Here is an 18,230-nt window from a genome sequence, read left to right as displayed (position 1 = left end):
CGCGGCGGCGGTGAACACGTTCTGACGCGCACAGCGCACAGAGCGAATCACGCGCACACACCGAGGGCCCCGCCACGGCGGGGCCCTCGGTCGTGTCGTGTTCCCGACCGGACCGGCCGGGAGTACGGGGGCCGGCACAGGCGCGCGGCCCCCGGTCGGGCTCCCGGTCGGGCTCCCGGCCGGTCAGCGGCCCGGGGCGGTGGGGCGGACGCCCCGCTCGTCGAGCCAGTCGAGGACGTAGTCGGCGACGGACCGCCAGCCGCTGTCGATGACCAGGGAGTGGCCCCGGTCGGCGAACTGCTTGAGGTCCGTGGTCGCGGTGGAGTCGCCGTACGCCTTGTAGACGGCGCGGGTCACGCAGTCGGGCACCAGCAGGTCCTCCTGCCCCGACACCAGCAGCAGCGGCCCGCGGGCCGCGTTCCGGGTGTCCGCCGAGGTGCTCGGGTGCCGGGGGCCGCCGCCGCAGCCGAGGTCCGCCAGCAGGCGGCGCGGGGCGGGCACGACGTAGCGGTCGTACAGCCGCTCGCTCTCCGCGCCGCCGACCGTGGTGCCGAGGAGGTCGCGGAAGCGCTCGGGGGTGAGCGGGACGGCGAGGCGCGCGGACGCGCAGGCGCAGTCCGGGCAGCGCAGCGCGACGTCGTTGACGGGCGCCGGGGCGAGGGCCACCGCGGCCCGGCCCAGACCGACGCCGACCAGGTGCTGGGCGACCAACCCGCCGACCGAGTGCCCGATGATCACCGGCGGGACCTCGAAGGAGCGCACGATCCCGGCGTAGTGGCCGGTGAGGCCGTCCAAGCCGAGGTCGGGCACCCGGTCCGGGTGTTCGCGGGCCTCCCGCGCGGTGGCGGCCTCGCCGGGCCACCCCGGGGCGTGGGCGAGGTAGCCGTGGCCGGTGAAGCGCTCGACCCAGCACTCCCAGGACAGCGCGTGCAGCCACGCGCCATGGATGAACACGACGGGAGTACGGATCACAACGGGCCCTCCGAGCGGGATGTCGGCCTGCACCGGCGTGCGGCGACCGTTCCAGCATCGGTCCGGGCGTCGCCCAGGGGATCAGTCGAATGACTGAGGCCACGGGGTACCGACAGGAACGGACGACACCCACCAACGGGCGACACCACCGGGCGCGCACGGCGCGGCACCGGGGCGGCGCAGCGGCCGCCCCCACCGAAACGTCCCGGCCCGCACCCCGGGGAGAGGGGTACGGACCGGGACGGCCTGGGGACGGGTCAGCGCCGGGTGGCGGGCCCGCAGCGGAAGTCGGCGGCGTCGGCGGTGTCGCCGTGGCCCTGGTAGCGCGGGACCAGCGGGTAGGCGCACAGGTCGCGGGTGACGGTCCGGCCGTCGGCCGTCGGCAGGGTGGCGGGCAGCGTCCGCGGGGCCTCGCCGTGCTCGACCCAGGCGGTCAGTGCGGCGAGGTCGGCGCCCTGGCCGAGGAGTCCGCAGTGCGACGCCCCCGGGGCGAGGAAGACGCGGTAGAAGTCGTCGACCTTCTTCGCGCCGCCCATCCGCTGCTCGACCCGCTCGCGGTACTGCACCGTGCCGGCGGCAGGGATGAACTGGTCGGCGGATCCGTGCCAGGTTAGGAGCTTGCCGCCGGCCTTCCGGAAGCCGGACAGATCCGGGTCGTCGGTGCCGATGATCCGGTCGTACTCGGCCTCGGACTGCCGGAACAGCTGGGCGAACCGGCCGGTGGTGAGGGTCGTGAGGTCGAAGGCCGGCTGCTTCTTCAGCCAGGTCGACACCCAGGCGGCCGGTACCGGGAACGGCGTGCCGACCCGCTCGCCGGTGGTCTCGTCGACCTTGCTGCCGGCGAGGCCGGCCAGGTCGGCGCCGATCGGCACGCCCGACCACAGCTTCGTGCCCGAGGCGGTGCGCGGGCCGTCCCAGATCCGGCGCACCACCTCCGCGTCGGCGGCGGTGATCGTCAGCCGCCCGCCGTCGCACTCGACGGTGGTGCCGATCAGCCGGCGCGGGTCGTAGCCGCACGCGTCGGGGTCGGTCAGCAGCCCGTCCGCGGCGCCGTCGAGCCGGTCGCAGGCCTGGACGGCGGCGTCGGTGAAGGCCTTGAACTCGCACGCGGTCGGGAAGGTCCCGGCCTCGTTCATCACCACCTGCGGCCACAGCGTGGCCACCTCGAACTCGTCCCAGTTGACGGCGGGCGCGTTGGCGAGGATGCCGTCGTAGTCGGCCGGGTACTTCTGGGCCTCCGCGTAGCCCTGGCGCCCGCCGGTCGAGCAGCCGTTGAAGTAGGAGTAGGACGCGGCCCGGTCGTAGTGGGCGGCGACGACCTCCTTGGCGACCACCGCGGCCTCGTGCTCGGAGCGGGAGGCGAAGTTCTCCAGCAGCGCCCGGTCGGCCCGGCCGTCGGCCTTCAGTGCCCACGTGGTGTCGAGGTAGGTGCCGACGCCCGCGTCGGTGGTGGCGGCGGCGTAGCCGCCCTTGACCGCGCCGGCCAGGCCCGCTCCGTAGTCGCCGGCGGCGTACGCGCTGCCGCCCACCGTCTGCAGCCGGCCGTTCCAGTTCTGCTGCGGCAGCCAGACCCGCACCGTGGCGTGGTCGCCCTGGCCGGGGTGGGTGAGGGTGATCGTCACGTCGCAGAACGCCGGGACGTCCGGGACCTGGGCCGCCGGCTGCGGGAACACCGCGGGTACGTCGAAGGTGCCGGCGGCGTGGGCGACCGCGGCGACCCGCTCCACCGCGGTGCCCGCCGGGGCGTGCACCGCGGGGCTGGTACAGCCGTGCGGGGCGGCCGAGCCGGGCGCGGCGGCCGAGGCGCCGGGTGCGTACACCGCGGCGGCGAGGGGCACGGCGGCGGCGAGGGCGGCCAGGAAGCGTCGGTTCATGGAGGTCCTTTCCCAGGGGTGGTGTGGTGTGGTGCCCGACGGGAACGGCGTTGTTCGGTCGGGCGGGGCGGCGGCCGCCGGTCGGGGGCGGACCACGACTCCCGGCGGATTCGTGGGGACCGGGGTCGGGCCCGCGACCGGGGCTCGCCGGTCAACTGTGTGCCGCGGGCGGCCACCACCACATCAGTCATCCGACTGCCGGTCGGGCAGCGCCGTCGGCGCAGTCGTACCGGCCGGACGCGGCTGCGGCGCCCCCTCACGCACCGTCAAACCGCTCCTGCACAGCGCCGGACCGACTGCGGGGAGGGCCGGCCACCCGGGCCGCCCCCTCCCGGGGTCGGCCTCCGGGGTCGTCTTCCGGGGTCGGCTTCCGGGGTCGTGGGAACTCCCGCCCCGGCGCGGGAATCCGCCGGACCGCTGCCACGTTCCCCGGGTACGACACATCCGCCACCTGCCAGCCGGAGGTCCCTGTGAAGTCCCGCGAACACGGCGCCGACGACGCGGCCGAGGCCGGCCGGGCCCGCTTCCGCACGCTGCCCGAACGGATCCGCCCGGAGCAGACGTCCACCTCACTGCCGGCCTCACCGGCCGGCCCCGCACGGGGCTCGTACAGCCAGGACGACTGGCTGGCCCGGAACGTGTGGTGCGGCACCCTGCTCTGAGCCGGGGGCGGTCCGGGCCCTGCGCCCGTCTGACGATCCGGGTCGCACGCGCAGCAGGAATCCCCTACCGCTCGGGCTGCTCCCCCGGCTGGTCCGGGAGGGCGGCCAGGGCGTCCCGCAGGGCCGCGCGGGAGGTCACGCCCAGCTTGGGGAACACCCGGTAAAGGTGGGAGCTGACGGTGCGCGGCGACAGGTGCGTCCGCTCGCCGATCTCCTTGTTGGTCAGGCCACCGGCGGCGAGGTCGGCGATTCGCCGCTCCTGCCAGGTCAGCGCCGCCGGGTGCGCCGCGGCGGAGTGCGCCGGGGCGCCGCAGAGCCGCAGCTCGGCCCGGGCCCGCTCGGCCCAGCCCCGGGCGCCGAGCCGCTCGAAGGTCTCGACGGCCCCGCCGAGCACCGGGCGGGCGGCCCGCGGCCCCAGGTGCTGGCGCAGCCGGATGCCGTGCGCCAGCCGGATGCGTGCCAGTTCGAACGGGAAGTCACCGGCGGCCGGGTGCTCCTCGGCCCGGCGGTACATCTCGGCCGCCTCGGCGCCGTCCTCGGCCGTCATGGCGAGGGCTCCGAAGGTGATCACGGCCAGCCGGGGCGAGACCTCGGGCAGGCCCGCGTCCCGGGCCGCCAGGGCGTGCCGGCGGGCCTGCTCGGCACGGCCCGTGTGCCGGGCGGCCTCCACCAGGTCGAGCACGGTGCGCGAGGCCTGGTGCGCGCAGGGTTCGAGGACGCCGGGGGCGGTGATGCCGATCGCGCACAGGTAGGCGGCCTCGTAGTCCCCTTCGCTGAGGGCGGCCGTCGTCCCCACCGTGTCCGCGATCTGGGTGAGGAAGCCGATCCGCCGCGGCCGGGCCCACCGGTCGACCACGGCCTGCAGGTCCCGTGCGCGGTCGAGGTCGCCGCGCAGCGCCGCGAGCACGGCCAGGTAGGCCCGGCTCTGCTGGGCGAAGAGGACATGGCCGTGGGCCAGGGTCAGTTCCAGGACCTGCTGTCCGGTCCGCTCGGCCGCCTCCCAGTCACCCGAGGCGGTCTGGTCCAGCATGATCAGGTGCAGCATGGTCATGCCGGTGCCCACCGCGCCGGCCCGCAGTTCGCGCTGCACGCTCCGCCGCAGGTACGTTCGGTAGTGGCTCAGGGCGTCGACGTGGTAGGCGGCCACGCCCAGCCGGGTGATGTCCCACGGGTCCAGGTCCGGGTAGGCGGCGAACGCCGCGGCGACGCGTTCGCCGACCCCGGCGCCGCGGCGCACCACGTCGCACCAGGCGTCCTGGTAGACGCGCGAGTTCGGGGGGACCAGGCTGCCCAGGGAGTCCAGCAGGCGGTGGGTCCGCTGCCAGGACGCGCTGTCGCCGGCGTACTGGCTGACGGCCAGCAGGAGGTTCACCAGCCGGGTGAGTTCCTCGCTCGGCGCGGGGGCATCACCGACGGTCCGCCCGGCCGCACCCCCGATGGTCCGCGCCGGGACGCCGCCGACCGGCTGCCCGGCCGCGCCGTCGACGATCCGCTCGACGGCCGCCGCCACCTGGCGGTGGGCGGACCGCACGTCCCCGTCCTCGTAGAGGACGGCGTAGGCGAAGGCCAGGGCGGAGGCCGTCGTCCCGGCCCGCCCGGGCGCGCCGTCCGCGCCGACCAGGCGCTGGGCCTGGTCGAGCAGTCCGGCGTGCCCCGCGACGAACGCCGCGTCCCCGAGCCGGCGGGAGCGGTCCTCCGGGGTCCGGCTCAGCTCCGCGGCCCGGGTCAGCCAGGTCACCGCGGCGGCCGCGCCGCCCCGGCGGGTCGCCGACGCGGCCGCCTGCTCCAGGGCGGCGGCCACCTCGTCGTCCGGATCGACCGCGGCGGCGGCCAGGTGGGTGGCCCGGCGCTCGATGTCGTCCCGGTGCACCTCGGCCAGCGCCGCGTGGGCGGCGCGCCGCTCGTTCGGGGTGGCCGCCCGGACCACGGTCGAGCGCACCAGCGGGTGCCGGAACACGAACTCGCCGCTGAAGTGGTCCTGGTCCAGCAGGCCGACGGCCGCCGCCTCGTCGACGTCCCGCATGCGGTAGCGCGCACCCGCGGTCGGACCGGCCGGGGCCCCCGCGTTGACGCCGTCCAGGGCGCCGCGCAGCAGCTCCGCGCGGGCGGCCGGCCCCAGCGCCGCGATGCGCGCGCCGAAGACCTGGCGGAACCGGTCGGGAAGCGGGACGACTTCATGGCCGTCCGGCTCCCCGGGCGCGGGCCGTGCGGCGCTCCCGCCCAGGTACGACGGGAGCTCCAGGAGGGCGAGGGGGTTGCCCTGGGCCTGGTCGAGCACCCGGCGGCGGACCCGCGGGTCCACGTGCGGGTGGCGCTCGTCGAGCAGTCGCTCGGCGGCGGGGCCGTCCAGCGGCGGCACCGGCAGCGCGGGCAGCGCGGCCGCGTCGAACCCGGCGGAGCTCTCGGGCCGCAGGGCGACCAGCAGCTTCACGGTGTTGCCGGCGAGGCGGCGGCCGACGAACCCGCAGACCTCGACGCTGGCCGCGTCGAGCCACTGGCCGTCGTCCAGCACCAGCAGGAGGCGTTCCTGCGCGGCCGCGACCGCGACCAGGTCGAGCACCGCGATCCCCAGGGCCATGACGGACGGGGCCCGTTCCTGGCTGCGTCCGAAGACCACGTCGAAGGCGACCCGGTGGACGTCGTCCAGGCGTTCGGCGTACGGGAGCAAGGGGTGGAGCAGCTGGTGCAGACCGGCGAAGGGCAGGTGCGACTCCGCCTCGACGCCGACCGCCCGGACCACCCGGTAGCCGACGCCGCCCGCGTACTGCGCGACGTGCTCCAGCAGGGCGCTCTTGCCGACACCGGTCTCGCCCTTGAGCACCAGGGCCTGGCCCTGCGGCGCGGCCAGGAACGAGGCGAGGACGGCCCGCTCGGCCTCCCGGCCGACCATGGGCGTGGCGAGGGACTCCACCGTGTGCTGCTCCTTCCGCCCGGCGGGCCGGCTGTGGCCCTGCGCCCACTCTCTCCTCCTCCGGTGCCCGGGGGCCAGGCAGTTGACCGGCGGTTGGCAGGCGGTTTCGCCTGCCGCCTCCCGGTGGACGGGTGCGACAACCGACCCGCCCGGATGAGATGATCTCCGTCGAGGGAGCAGGTCGGGGGGTGTGGGGCGATGGAGCAGGCGACCTTCGGCGCGCTGCTGCGGGCGGCACGCGGGCGTGCCCGGTTGACGCTCGACGGGCTCGCCGGCGCGTCCGGCGTCAGCGTGCGGGCGATCGGCGACATGGAGCGCGGCCGCAGCGTCCCCCGGCACGGCACGCTGGACGAGCTGATGGACGCCCTGGCCCTGGACGAGGACGAACGGCGCACGCTGACGGCCGCCGCCCGGCGCACCGCCGACCCGGCTCCGGCGACGACGACCGCCGCCACGGCTCCCCCGGTCCCCCGCCAACTGCCGCCCGCCCTCCGGACCTTCCGCGGGCGGGACGACGTCCTGGCCCGCGTCCGGCACCTCGGCGGCGGCCCCGGCGACCGGGCCGAGCACCCGCCGGTCGTCGCCGTGGGCGGCATGGCCGGAGTGGGCAAGACCAGCCTGGCCGTCCACTGGGCCCACCGGGTCGCGGACCGGTTCCCCGACGGCCAGCTCTACGTGAACCTGCGCGGCTTCGACCCCTCGGGCACCGGGCTGGACCCCGCCGAGGCGCTCGGCGGCTTCCTCCGCGCGCTCGGGGTGCCGGGAGCGTCGATCCCCGACGGCGCCGAGGAGCGCGCCGCCGTGTTCCGGGAGCTGCTGGCCGACCGCCGCATGATCGTGCTCCTCGACAACGCGCGCGACTCGCAGCAGGTACGGCCGCTGCTGCCGAGGTCTCGGCACTGCCTCACGGTCATCACCTCCCGCAACCACCTGACCGGACTCGCCACCACCGACGAGGTCCGGCTGGTCGACCTCGGCCTGTGGACGGCCGAGGAGAGCCTGGACGCGCTGGCCGCACGGATCGGCCCCGAGCGCGTGGCCGCCGAGCCCGCCGGGGCGGCCGAGCTGGTGGAGCTGTGCGGGCGCCTCCCGCTGGCCGTCGCGATCGTCGCCGCCCAGCTGGCCGCGGAGCCCGCCCTGGCGCTGCGGGTCGCCGCCGGTGAACTGACCGGGGCCCGCTCCCGGTTGGACGCCCTCACCACCGACGACCCGCACTCCGACGTCCGGGCCGTCTTCTCCTGGTCCTACCGGGCGCTCGACCCGGCGGCCGCCCGGCTCTTCCGCCACCTGGCCGTGCTGCCGGGCCCGGTGTTCTCCGCCGAGGCGGCGGCCTCCGCCGCGGGCGAGCCGATGGCGACGGCCCGCCGCCTGCTGCGCTCCCTGGTCGCCGCCAGTCTGCTCAGCCGTGACGCGGACGGCTGCTTCGTCTTGCACGACCTGGTCCGGGAGCACGCCGGAGACCTGCTCGACCAGGAGCGCGACGACCGCTACGCCGCCGAGATCCGGCTGCTCGACTACCTCCGCCACAACGCCCGGGCCGCCGTCCGGGCGTCGGAGACCCGCCCCATCCACGAGCTGGACCACGCACCGGCGCCCGGGACGGTGCTGCTGCCCTTCGACGGCCGCGAACAGGGCCGGGCCTGGTTCCAGCGGGAGGAGCGCACCATCCTGGCCGCCCTGCGGACGGGCGACGACCCCCGGCTGCTCCACTACCGGATGGGCCTCGCCCACGACTGCATCCCGCACTTCTCCGCCCGGGGGCAGTGGGCCGACGAGATCGCCATGCAGCGGCTGGCGCTGGAGGCGGCCCTCCTGCTCGACGATCCGGAGGGCATCTGCCGCACCGCGGCCTCCCTGGCCCGCGCCCTCGCCGAGACCGGCCGCAGCGAGGAGGCGGACCGGGCGGTCGGCCACGTCGAACGCCGGCTGCACCTGCTGCCGCCGCTCGCCCAGGCCAACGCGCAGCGCAGTATCGGCTGGGTCCGCGGCCGGCAGCGGCGGCACGGCGAGGCCCTCGGGCACGCCCGCACCGCACTGGCGATCTACCGGACCCTGGCGGACGACAACCTCATCGCGCGTGAACTCAACGCCGTGGGCTGGTACCTGACCCTGCTGGGCCGGCACCGCGAGGCCATCGCCACCTGCCGCGAGGCGCTGCCGCTGCTCCAGGAGACCGGCAACCGCTTCAGCGAGGCCGCCACCTGGGACAGCATCGGCTACGCGCTCCACCACCTGGGCGAACTGGAGGAGGCCGTCCACCACTTCCGGACCTCGCTGGGGCTCTACGAGGAGCTGCTCGACGGGTACAACCAGGCCGAGGTGCTCGACCACCTGGCCGGGACCCAGCAGGCCCTCGGGGACGCCGATGCGGCCCGGGCCAGCTGGCTCCGGGCCGCGGACCTGCTGGGCGCGCTCGGCAACTCCCGCGCGGACGAGATGCGGGGCCGCGCCCTGACCGGCCGGGAGCCGGCCGGCTCATCCGCCCACGCGGGCGACTGACGGTCTGTCGGGCGCTCAGGCCCCGGGCCCCGTTACCCGCCCGGGAGCGCCCGGACCGAAGCCCCGTCGGCCGCCGGGGGCACCGGATGGGGCCGCAGGACCATCAGCGAGTCCTCCCAGGTCGCCACCACGGCGAACGGGAACCGGTCGAGTTCGAGGCAGAGCGCGACGTCGTCGGGGTGGGCTCCCTGCCGCACCCCCTCGGCGAGTTCGGCGGCGGCGCGTGACCCGCCGGCGCGGCGCAGGTACTCGGCGGCGTCCGTCCCGGCGCCGGTGGCCCGCCCGGCGATGTACCGGGCGCAGGCCCGGTCCTCCTCCGCGTGCCCGTCCTCGCCGGTGACCACGAAGGTCACGCTGTCGCACGCGCGCGCCCGCAGCAGCCGGGCCGTCGCCTCCGCCACCACGAAGCCCGCGCACAGCACCAGTGCCGCGTCCCTGACGGCGAGTGCGCCGACCGTCCCCGCGGTGGTCTTCTGCACCACGGTGCGCCCGCCAAGGTCGGCGGAGCGCAGCAGGCCGGGCGAGTTGACGAGGTCGAAACCGGGCGCGGGCGGACCGTCCTTGAGCGCCAACCACTCCGGGTGGTGGGCCTTGAGTGCCAGGGCGTCGTCCAGCGACTCGGCGAGAACGATCTTCTCGGCCCCTCGGGCGAAGGCCCAGGGTGCCACGGTGAAGGCGCGCATGACGTCGACCACGACGGCCACGGACGGGGCTTCGGCCAACTCGGCGATGCCGAGGAAACGAGTGTCCATCCGGTCATGATCACGCAGGGCGGCCGCGGCGCGCCCGGTCAGTGACGCGCCTCACAGCGACGGGGGCCCCGCCGGACAGCCGCCCCCGCCCAGCGCGGGTCACTCCACCAGGGCGGCGGCCACCCGGCGGACCAGGTCGCGGCGCCGGGTGCGGTCGGCGGGGCCCACGACCGCCAGCACCTCGGGGTTGGGCCGCCCTCCGGGACGCCCTCGCCCGAACCGGCGCCTTGGAGTCCGATTCCTCGCACGTCTGATCACAGGTGCGGTTTTTCCCGCATCTCCCTGCAGATTTCTGCACCATCGCGCCGCTATTTCTGGACAAATCGCCCATCGAACTCCCGCACCTGCATCAACTCGTCCATGACAGCGGCTTAGCGGCCGGAGCGACCCCCGCGCGAGCGGTCCCGACCAGGGCCCAGTTGCAGTTATCTGAGTCAAAAGAAGCAGTTGCGCTCATGTTCGTTCTCTTGACTGCACTTTTGGTGAGTGGTGTCATGCCTACGCTGCCCACTCGGCCAGTCGCCCGTCGCGTTCGCCGGCGGGTTCGGACCTTCTCCCGTGAAGGACGTCGCATGCCTCGCAACACAACCCGCTGGTGGCAACGATGGGGTGGGGGGCGGCCGTTAGCGGCCGGGCTCGTCGCCGTACTGGTCGGGGCGGTGCTCTCCGTCACCGGTCCGGCCTCGGCCGCCGCGGCCTCGACCGCCGGGAACGCCACCGGGCTCACGCAGTCCGGGAGCACGTACACGGTGAGCACGTCCAGCGGGGCGAAGGCCCGGGTGGCGATCGCCCGGGCGGACATCTTCCGGATCTGGCTCTCCCCTACCGGTGCCTTCACCGACGACCCGGCCGGCTCCGCGCTGGCCGTGAAGACCGACTTCGGCCCGGTGGTGACGAGTCACTCCGACGCCGGCGCCTACTACCGGATCAACACCGACGCGATGACCATCAGGGTCTACAAGTCGCCGCTGCGGTTCGCCCTCTACCGGGCGGACAACACCACGCCGATCTGGCAGGAGGCCCAGCCCACCAGCTGGACGGCCTCCCAGACCACCCAGTACCTCACCCAGGGCGCCGACGAGCAGTTCTACGGGACCGGCCTGCGGCTGGGTGAGTGGGCGCTGCGCGGCAAGACGGTGCCGATCTCGGTGAGCAACACCTGGCGGGAGAACGACAACGCCAGCCCGGCGCCGTTCTACATGTCGACCAACGGCTACGGCGTCATGCGCAACACCTGGGCCCCCGGCAGCTACAGCTTCGGCGCACCGGGCTCGTTCACGCACAACGAGAAGCGGTTCGACGCCTGGTACGTCGTCGGGGACTCGCTCAAGGGCGTGCTGAACTCCTACACCGACGTCTCCGGGAAGCCCTTCCTGGCCCCGATGTGGGGCTTCGAACTGGGCAACGCCGACTGCTTCAACGCCTCGAACCCCACCTACCAGGGCGACCACGACCGCGTCCGGCACCAGACGACGCCCGACGTGGTCGGCTACGCGACGGACGCCCGCAACGCCGACATGCCGTCGGGCTGGTTCCTGCCCAACGACGGCTACGGCTGCGGCTACACCGATCTGCCCGGCGCCGTCAGCGGGTTGAAGGCCAAGGGGTTCCAGACCGGCCTGTGGACGTCGACCGGTCTGTCCAACATCGGTGACGAGGTCAGGACCGCCGGCAGCCGGGGCGTCAAGACCGACGTCGCGTGGATCGGCGGCGGCTACAAGTACGCGTTCGACGGCGTCCAGCAGGCCGTCAAGGGCATCGAGGACAACTCCGACGCCCGGCGCTACGTGTGGACGGTGGACGGCTGGGCCGGGACCCAGCGCAACGCGGTCGTCTGGACCGGCGACACCTCCGGCACCTGGGACGCGATGCGCTGGCACGTGCCGGCCATCGCCGGAGCCGGGCTCTCGGGCCTCAACTACGCGTCCGGCGACGTCGACGGCATCTTCGGCGGCAGCCCGCAGACCTACGTCCGGGACCTCCAGTGGAAGGCGTTCACCCCGGCGTTCATGACCATGTCCGGCTGGGGCCCGACCGCTCCCTCGGCCGGGTACAACGACAAGGAGCCCTGGCGCTTCTCGGAGCCGTACCTGTCCATCAACCGCAAGTACCTCCAGCTCAAGATGCGCATGATGCCGTACCTGTACACGATGAGCCACACCGCCGCGCAGACCGGTGTGCCCTCCACCCGGGCGATGGTGCTGGAGTACCCCGACGATCCGGTCGCCCGGGGCAATCTGACCAGTGGTCAGTTCATGGCCGGTGACTCCCTGCTGGTGGCCCCGGTGGTCACCGACACCACCACCCGCGACGGCATCTACCTGCCGGCCGGCACCTGGACCGACTACTGGACCGGCAAGGCCTACAACGGTCCGGGCTGGCTCAACGGCTACGCGGCGCCGCTGGACACCCTGCCGCTGTTCGTCAAGGGCGGCGGCATCGTCCCGATGTGGCCCCAGATGAACTACACCGGGGAGAAGCCGGTCTCCACCCTGACGTACGACGTCTACCCGCGCGGCAACTCCTCCTTCAGCCTCTACGAGGACGACGGGATCACCCGCGCCTACCAGGGCGGCGCCTCCGCCACCCAGCCGGTGAACGTCACCGCGCCGACCGCCGGCACCGGCACCGTCACCATCGACGTCGGCGCCAGCACCGGGTCCTACACCGGCAAGCCGGCCTCCCGGGGCTACGAGTTCAGCGTGCACGCGGCCTCGGCCCCCAGCGCGGTCTCGGTCGGCGGCACCCGGCTGGCCGCGTACGGCTCGAAGAGCGCCTACGACAGCGCCGCCACCGGCTGGTACTTCGACGCGGCCGACCGCTCGGGCGTGCTGTGGATCAAGGCCGGCGACAGGTCCGGCGCGTTCACCGTGACCGCGTCCGGTGTGACGGTCGCGGCCGGGAGCGCGATCCCGACCTCCGCCACGCCGATCCCGCAGGCCGGCTGGAAGCTCGTCTCCGCCGACAGCCAGGAGACCGCGGCCGAGAACGGCGCGGCCGCCAACGCCTTCGACGGCGACCCCGCGACCCTCTGGCACACCGCCTGGTCCGCCGGGAACGCCCCGCTGCCGCACGAGGTCCGGATCGACCTCGGCGCCCGCTACAACGTCGACGGCATGACCTACCTGCCGCGCCAGGACGGCGGCAGCAACGGCCGGATCGGGTCGTACGAGGTGTACGTCTCCGACAGTGCCGACACCTGGGGGACGCCCGTCGCCACCGGGACCTTCGCCGACTCCGCCGGGGCGAAGACCGTCACCTTCAGCCCGACGACCGGCCGCTACCTGCGGCTGCGGGCCCTCACCGAGGCGGGCGGCCGCGGCCCCTGGACCAGTGCGGCGGAGATCACCGCCACCGGCCGGCCCACCCCGCTGCCGAGCAACGCGGAGCTGGTCAACGCCGCCTCCTCCAGTTGCGTCGACCTACCGGGCAGCGCGAGCACCCCGGGCACCCAGCCCGCCCTCTACGGCTGCCACGGCGGACCCAACCAGCGGTGGACCTTCCAGCCGAACGGCACCCTCACCGGCCTCGGTGGCAGCTGCCTGGACGGTGGCGCGGCCGTCGCCGCCGTCCAGGCCTGCAACGGGTCGAGCGGCCAGCAGTGGCAGCTCGGCGGCGCCGGCACCGTGACCAACGGCGGCCGCTGCCTCGCCCCCGTCGGCGCGGCCACCGCCTCGGGCACCAAGCTCGAACTCGCCACCTGCAACGGCACCGGCGCCCAGCGCTGGACGCCCACCCCGTAGTCCGCCGACGGCCGTTCCCGCTGCCCGGCCCCCACCGGGCAGCGCGGACGGCCGTTCTCCTTCCGGGAGGACGCGGGGGCCACCGGTGCCCGCAGGGAGGCCGGCAGGCGTGGCCCCGCGATGGTCATCGCCGCCGGCACCATGACGTACTCGGACATCTCGTTCTCCGGCCGTGAATCCCCGCCCCGATGTCGACCCGTGCGTTCTGCTCGACGCGGCGCGGTCGGCACACCCCCGTCCCTTACCGCCTAGCGGCGGGGTCGCGCGGGGGCCCGGGGGCCGCCGCACGGCCCCGACCAGGACCAGGGGCCCGGTCCGGGATCGGCCCCCGGTACCGGTTCGGGGCTGGGAGCCGCTGCGACAATGGGACCACCGACGCCCCCGGAACCGCAGGTCACCACAGGTCACCGCAGGGGACGGCGCCCGGACGACGGCTGCGGCGGACCCGCGAGGGCCGGTCCGCCCGGCCACGGAAAGGACCACCACCAGCATGTCGACGCACCACCGGCCCCCGCCGCCCTCACCGGGAACCGACGGCCTGCCCTGGACGGCCAGTGACGCGCTGGTGGCCGTCGCGGCGGCGGTCCTGGACCTCCTCGGTTACTCGATGGGCGGGCCGGACGGAAGCCCGCCGATCGCCCTGACCGCCGTGGTCCTGCTCGTCCTGGGAGCGGTACCGCTGCTCACCAGGCGCCGCTACCCGCTGGCGTCGCTGTCCGGCGTGCTGGTCCTCGGCCTGGCGCTGAACCTGAGTGTCGCGGTGCCGCAGCACTTCAACTGCGCGCTCTGCGTCGCGCTGTTCGCCGTGGCCCGGTCCCGGGGCATCGCGGTGGCGGCGCCGGCCGGCGTCGTCGCGGCCGCGGTGCCGCTCCTCGGGCGGGGGTACCCGTGGCCCCCGCCGGTCTCGGGAGCGGCGGTCAACCTGCTCGCCGCGGCCCTGGTCGTCGCCGCGGCCGAGGTGCTGAGGCGCTGGCAGCACGAGGTGGAGGTCAGGCGCCGGCTGCTGGCCGACCGCGCGGTGGCGCAGGAGCGGCGCCGCATCGCCCGGGAGCTGCACGACATCGTCGCGCACCACATCACCACCATGCAGCTGATGGCCGGCGGTGCCCGCGCCCACCTCGACCGCGACACCGAGGTGGTGCGCGACGCCCTGGTCACCCTGGAGGGCTCCGGCCGGATGGCGCTGCGCGAGATGCGCCACCTGCTCGACGTGCTCCGGGCCGGCGACGAGCCGGACGACGGGGCCCCGACCGCGCCGCAGCCCGGGGTCGGGCACCTCGGCGGGCTCGTCGAGGAGTCCCGCAGGGCGGGTCTGCCCACCGGGTTCACCGTCCGGGGCGAGGAGTGCACGCTGCCGCCGAGCACCGGCCTGGCGGTGTTCCGGATCGTCCAGGAGGCCCTCACCAACACCCGCAAGCACGCCGGCCGGGCCCGGGCGAGCGTGGAACTGACGTACCACCAGGACCGGATCACCGTCGAGGTGACCGACGACGGCGCCGCCACCGCACCGGCGGACGCCCTGGAGGGTGCCGGAGCGGGGTCCGGAGCAGCGGCCGCCGGGCCCGGGCCGCAGGCGGGCCGCACCGGGTACGGGCTGATCGGCATGCGCGAACGCGTCGCGCTGCAGGGCGGCAGCATGGTGGCGGGCAGCGTCGACGGGGGTGGCTTCCGGGTGCTGGCCACCCTGCCGGTCGCGGCGGTCGGCGGCGGAGCGGAGGAGCTCGACTGACGGCCCCGCGGCCCCTGGTCCAAGGGGCCGCGGGGCCCCGGGGCCGTCCGCCGGGCGGGTCAGCGGCAGAGGGCCGCGTCCAGGGCCTCCGCCATGTGCTGCGCGCCGGTCGCGCCCGGGACGGCGGTGACGGTGATGGTGGCGGCCCGCCCGTCGTCGGTCACCCCGCCCCTGGTCCGGTAGCCGGGAGAGGTGCCGCCGTGGCCCCAGGCGAGGCCGCCGCAGGAGAGCGGCTTGCTCTGCAGCCCCAGTCCGTAACGGACCCCCGGGCCCAGCAGTTCGGCGGGCACGGTGGTCCGCATCTCGGCGAGCTGGGCCGGCGGCAGGAGACGGCCGCCGAGCAGCGCGGCGAAGAACGCGTTGAGGTCGGTGTTGGTGGAGACGATCGCCCCGGCCGCCCAGGCCATCGAGGCGTCCATCTCGGTGTAGTCGACCAGCGGCGCGTCCGGCGAGCCGCGGAAGTAGCCGTGCGGGTGGGCCTCGTGGACGGCGGTGTCGCCCGGGGCGGGGAAGTAGGTGTGCCGCAGGCCGACGCGGTCGATGACGCGCTTGGTGATCACCTCGCCGACGGGCCGTCCGGTGACCTTCTGGACGAGGAGCCCCGCGACCAGGTAGTTGGTGTTGCTGTACTCCCAGCTGCTGCCGGCGGGGAAGCGGGCCTTCTGGACGAGGGCGCCGTCGAGCAGCTCGCGGGGCTCGAAGTAGCGGTACTGCACGGTGGTGAAGTCCGCGAGGGCGGGCGCGTCCATGTAGTCGGGCAGGCCGCTGGTGTGCTGGAGCAGCTGGCGGACGGTGATGGCACGCCCGTCGATGCCGTCGCCGCGCAGCAGGCCCGGCAGGTAGGTGTCGACGGACGCGTCGAGGCCGACCTTCCCCTCCGCGACGAGCTGGAGGACGACTACGGCGGTGAAGGTCTTGGTGTTGCTGCCGGCCCGTATCTGGCCGTCCGCGGGGACCTTGGCCCCGGTGGCGAGGTCGCCGACCCCCGCGGTGTAGTCGCGGGTGCGGCCGTCGCGACCCTTCACGGCGGCCAGCGCGGCCGGCAGCCCGTCCTCCTTCACCAGGGCGGTCAGACTCGACTGGACACTGTCGGGCCGGCCGCCCGCGAACGCCGTCGTCGGCGCCAGCGCTCCGGCCACCACGGCACCCGCGGCCAGGGCGGTCACGACCGCCACCGCCCGGTGCCGGCCGCGGCGGGTCCGGCTCTGCGGGACGTACTCGCTCACGATGGAACTCCTCTGCTGGGAATGCTGGGGGGAACTGATGAGGGGACAAATGGGGTGACTGATGGGGGGACCGACGGGGCGCGGGTGCCGCTCACCGTGGCGCACGGCACCCGCCGGTCATGCCGGTCATACCGGTCATACCGGTACGGACGCTCCGGTCCGGCCGGGGAGGGTCAGCGGCACAGCGCCGCGTCCACCGCGGCTTCCACGTGCTGCCCGGTCTCGCCGCCCGGGATCATGGTCACCGCGAGGCTGACGGCCCGGCCGTCGTCGGTGGCTCCTCCGGCGGTGTCGTAGCCCGGGATGGTCCCGCCATGGCCCCACGCCACGCCGCCGCACGACAGCGGCCGGCTCACCAGGCCCAGTCCGTAGCGGGCGCCCGGAGCGACCGCGTCGGCGGCCACCGTGGTCCGCATCTGGGCGAGCTGCGCCGCGGGCAGCAGGCGGCCGCCGAGGAGCGCGGTGAAGAAGCGGGTGACGTCGCTCGGGGTGGAGACGGCGGCGCCCGCCGCCCAGCCCCAGGACGGGTCCAGTTCGGTGTAGTCGCGGAGCGAGCCGTCCGCACCGCGGTGGTAGCCCTTGGGGTGGGCCTCGCGGATGCCCATGTCCCCCGGAGCGGGGACGTAGGTGTGGCGCAGGCCGATCCGGTCGACGATGCGCCGCCCGATCTCCTCGCCGAGCGGCCGCCCGGTGACCTTCTGGATGATCAGGCCGGCCAGCAGGTAGTTGGTGTTGTTGTACTCCCAGCTCGTCCCCGGGGCGAAGTGGGCCTTCTGGCCCAGCGCCGCGTCGAGGAGTTCACGCGGCTCGTAGTACCGCGTCGGGTCGGTGAGGATGGCGTCCTTGTCCACGTACTCGGGCAGGCCGCTGGTGTGCTGGAGCAGCTGACGGACGGTGATGTGACGCCCGTCGATGCCGTCACCGCGCACCAGGCCCGGCAGGTAGCTCTCCACCGGGGAGTCCAGGCCGACCTTCCCCTCCGCGACGAGCTGGAGGACGACGACGGCGGTGAAGGTCTTGGTGTTGCTGCCGATCCGTATCTGGCCGTCCACGGGGACCTTGGCCCCGGTGGCGAGGTCGCCGACCCCTGCGGTGTAGTTGCGGGTGCGGCCGTCGCGGCCCTTCACGGCGGCCAGCGCGGCGGGTACACCGTCATCCTTCACCAGGGCGTTCAGGCTCGACTAAACGCTGTCGGGCCGGCCGGCCGCGAACGCCACGGTCGGCGCCAGCACCCCGGCCGCCACCACACCCGCGGCCACCGTGGTCGCCACCCAGCGCCGACCGTGGCGGCTCCGGCTCTGCGGGACGTACTCGTTCATGGAAGGACCTCTCTTGATCGATGGCGCCGGTGGTTCCCGGCCTTGATCAAGAAGACCATTCGGGGACAGCGGAGTTCGTCCGCAGCCAGGACGAACCGCAGGTGGGAGCAGGCTCCGGGCGAGCGGTCCCGGCCAGGACCGTGGTCCTGGGACCGACGGGAACTGACGTGGCGTCAGCAGGTCCGGGCGGGAGGGAAATCGACCCCGAGCGCTCCCGGGCACGGCACCGGTGGCGAGGCCTCCAGGCCTCGCCGCCTTCGAACGCGCCTGCACCGAGACGATCAGGACCGTCGCGGGCAAGGCCGACGTCCGGCTCCTCTCCTTCCGGCAGTTCGTCGAGTGGCGGGAGGTCCAGGACCGGTCCGCCCTCCGCAAGCTCCGCACGCTCGGTATCGGCCGGGCCCCGGCCGGCGGGCTGGGCGTCCTTCCTCGGCCCGGCCGGCTGAGGCCGCGGGGCGGCACACACGGTCCGGCGGAGTCCCAGCGGTGGCCCTCCGTGGAGCACCCGCCACGGAGCCGGTACGAGCGTTCGGACGAACACAC

General features: G+C 75.0%; 9 protein-coding genes and 1 pseudogene. 4 read left to right on the top strand and 6 right to left on the bottom strand.

The window, feature by feature from the left end; all coding sequences use genetic code 11:
• Positions 1–183: 183 nt before the first annotated feature.
• On the bottom strand, positions 184–954 hold the full coding sequence (locus ACIF6L_RS13150; RefSeq protein ID WP_359836067.1) for an alpha/beta fold hydrolase: 771 nt from the start codon (positions 952–954) through the stop codon (positions 184–186).
• A 275-nt stretch (positions 955–1,229) separates the two neighbouring features.
• A complete protein-coding gene (locus tag ACIF6L_RS13145) occupies positions 1,230–2,846 on the bottom strand; it encodes a DUF6351 family protein (protein ID WP_396489154.1) in 1,617 nt (538 codons plus the stop codon).
• A gap of 470 nt (positions 2,847–3,316) precedes the next feature.
• Between ACIF6L_RS13145 and ACIF6L_RS13140 the strand changes: the two genes are divergently transcribed.
• Positions 3,317–3,508 carry a hypothetical protein gene (locus tag ACIF6L_RS13140; protein ID WP_396489156.1) on the top strand — a complete coding sequence of 64 codons (192 nt, stop codon included), beginning with the start codon at positions 3,317–3,319 and terminating at the stop codon, positions 3,506–3,508.
• A 64-nt stretch (positions 3,509–3,572) separates the two neighbouring features.
• On the opposite strand, the gene ACIF6L_RS13135 is transcribed toward ACIF6L_RS13140, so the two are convergent.
• Positions 3,573–6,419, bottom strand: coding sequence for an AAA family ATPase (locus tag ACIF6L_RS13135; protein ID WP_396489158.1), 2,847 nt, complete (start codon positions 6,417–6,419; stop codon positions 3,573–3,575).
• Positions 6,420–6,617: 198 nt separating this feature from the next.
• On the opposite strand from ACIF6L_RS13135, the gene ACIF6L_RS13130 reads away from it, so the two are divergent.
• The gene (locus tag ACIF6L_RS13130; RefSeq protein WP_396489159.1) at positions 6,618–8,918 is read left to right on the top strand and encodes an ATP-binding protein; all 2,301 of its coding nucleotides are present in this window, start codon (positions 6,618–6,620) and stop codon (positions 8,916–8,918) included.
• Between the two features lie 32 nt (positions 8,919–8,950).
• Here the strand turns inward: ACIF6L_RS13130 and ACIF6L_RS13125 are convergent, their stop codons facing one another.
• Positions 8,951–9,670, bottom strand: a complete 720-nt coding sequence (locus tag ACIF6L_RS13125; RefSeq protein ID WP_396489161.1) for a 2-phosphosulfolactate phosphatase — start codon at positions 9,668–9,670, stop codon at positions 8,951–8,953.
• A 572-nt stretch (positions 9,671–10,242) separates the two neighbouring features.
• Between ACIF6L_RS13125 and ACIF6L_RS13120 the strand changes: the two genes are divergently transcribed.
• Complete coding sequence (locus tag ACIF6L_RS13120; RefSeq protein WP_396489162.1) at positions 10,243–13,413, top strand: TIM-barrel domain-containing protein; 3,171 nt, start codon at positions 10,243–10,245, stop codon at positions 13,411–13,413.
• 490 nt (positions 13,414–13,903) lie between these two features.
• On the top strand, positions 13,904–15,142 hold the full coding sequence (locus tag ACIF6L_RS13115; protein WP_396489164.1) for a histidine kinase: 1,239 nt from the start codon (positions 13,904–13,906) through the stop codon (positions 15,140–15,142).
• A 59-nt stretch (positions 15,143–15,201) separates the two neighbouring features.
• Here ACIF6L_RS13115 and ACIF6L_RS13110 read toward each other — a convergent pair whose 3' ends face one another.
• The gene (locus ACIF6L_RS13110) at positions 15,202–16,368 is read right to left on the bottom strand and encodes a serine hydrolase domain-containing protein (protein ID WP_396489165.1); all 1,167 of its coding nucleotides are present in this window, start codon (positions 16,366–16,368) and stop codon (positions 15,202–15,204) included.
• 173 nt (positions 16,369–16,541) lie between these two features.
• Positions 16,542–17,687 (bottom strand): annotated as a pseudogene (locus tag ACIF6L_RS13105) (serine hydrolase domain-containing protein).
• Between the last annotated feature and the right edge of the window lie 543 nt (positions 17,688–18,230).

Origin of the sequence: Kitasatospora sp. NPDC086009, assembly GCF_044540385.1 — a bacterium.
Lineage (GTDB): Bacteria > Actinomycetota > Actinomycetes > Streptomycetales > Streptomycetaceae > Kitasatospora.
This window is presented reverse-complemented; position numbering and strand designations above follow the sequence as displayed.

What these genes read in the sequence shown, in the direction of transcription:
- ACIF6L_RS13145 (WP_396489154.1), bottom strand. Translation starts at nt 2,846, where the DNA reads ATGAACCGACGCTTCCTGGCCGCCCTCGCCGCCGCCGTGCCCCTCGCC.
- ACIF6L_RS13120 (WP_396489162.1), top strand. Translation starts at nt 10,243, where the DNA reads ATGCCTCGCAACACAACCCGCTGGTGGCAACGATGGGGTGGGGGGCGG.
- ACIF6L_RS13125 (WP_396489161.1), bottom strand. Translation starts at nt 9,670, where the DNA reads ATGGACACTCGTTTCCTCGGCATCGCCGAGTTGGCCGAAGCCCCGTCC.
- ACIF6L_RS13115 (WP_396489164.1), top strand. Translation starts at nt 13,904, where the DNA reads ATGTCGACGCACCACCGGCCCCCGCCGCCCTCACCGGGAACCGACGGC.
- ACIF6L_RS13130 (WP_396489159.1), top strand. Translation starts at nt 6,618, where the DNA reads ATGGAGCAGGCGACCTTCGGCGCGCTGCTGCGGGCGGCACGCGGGCGT.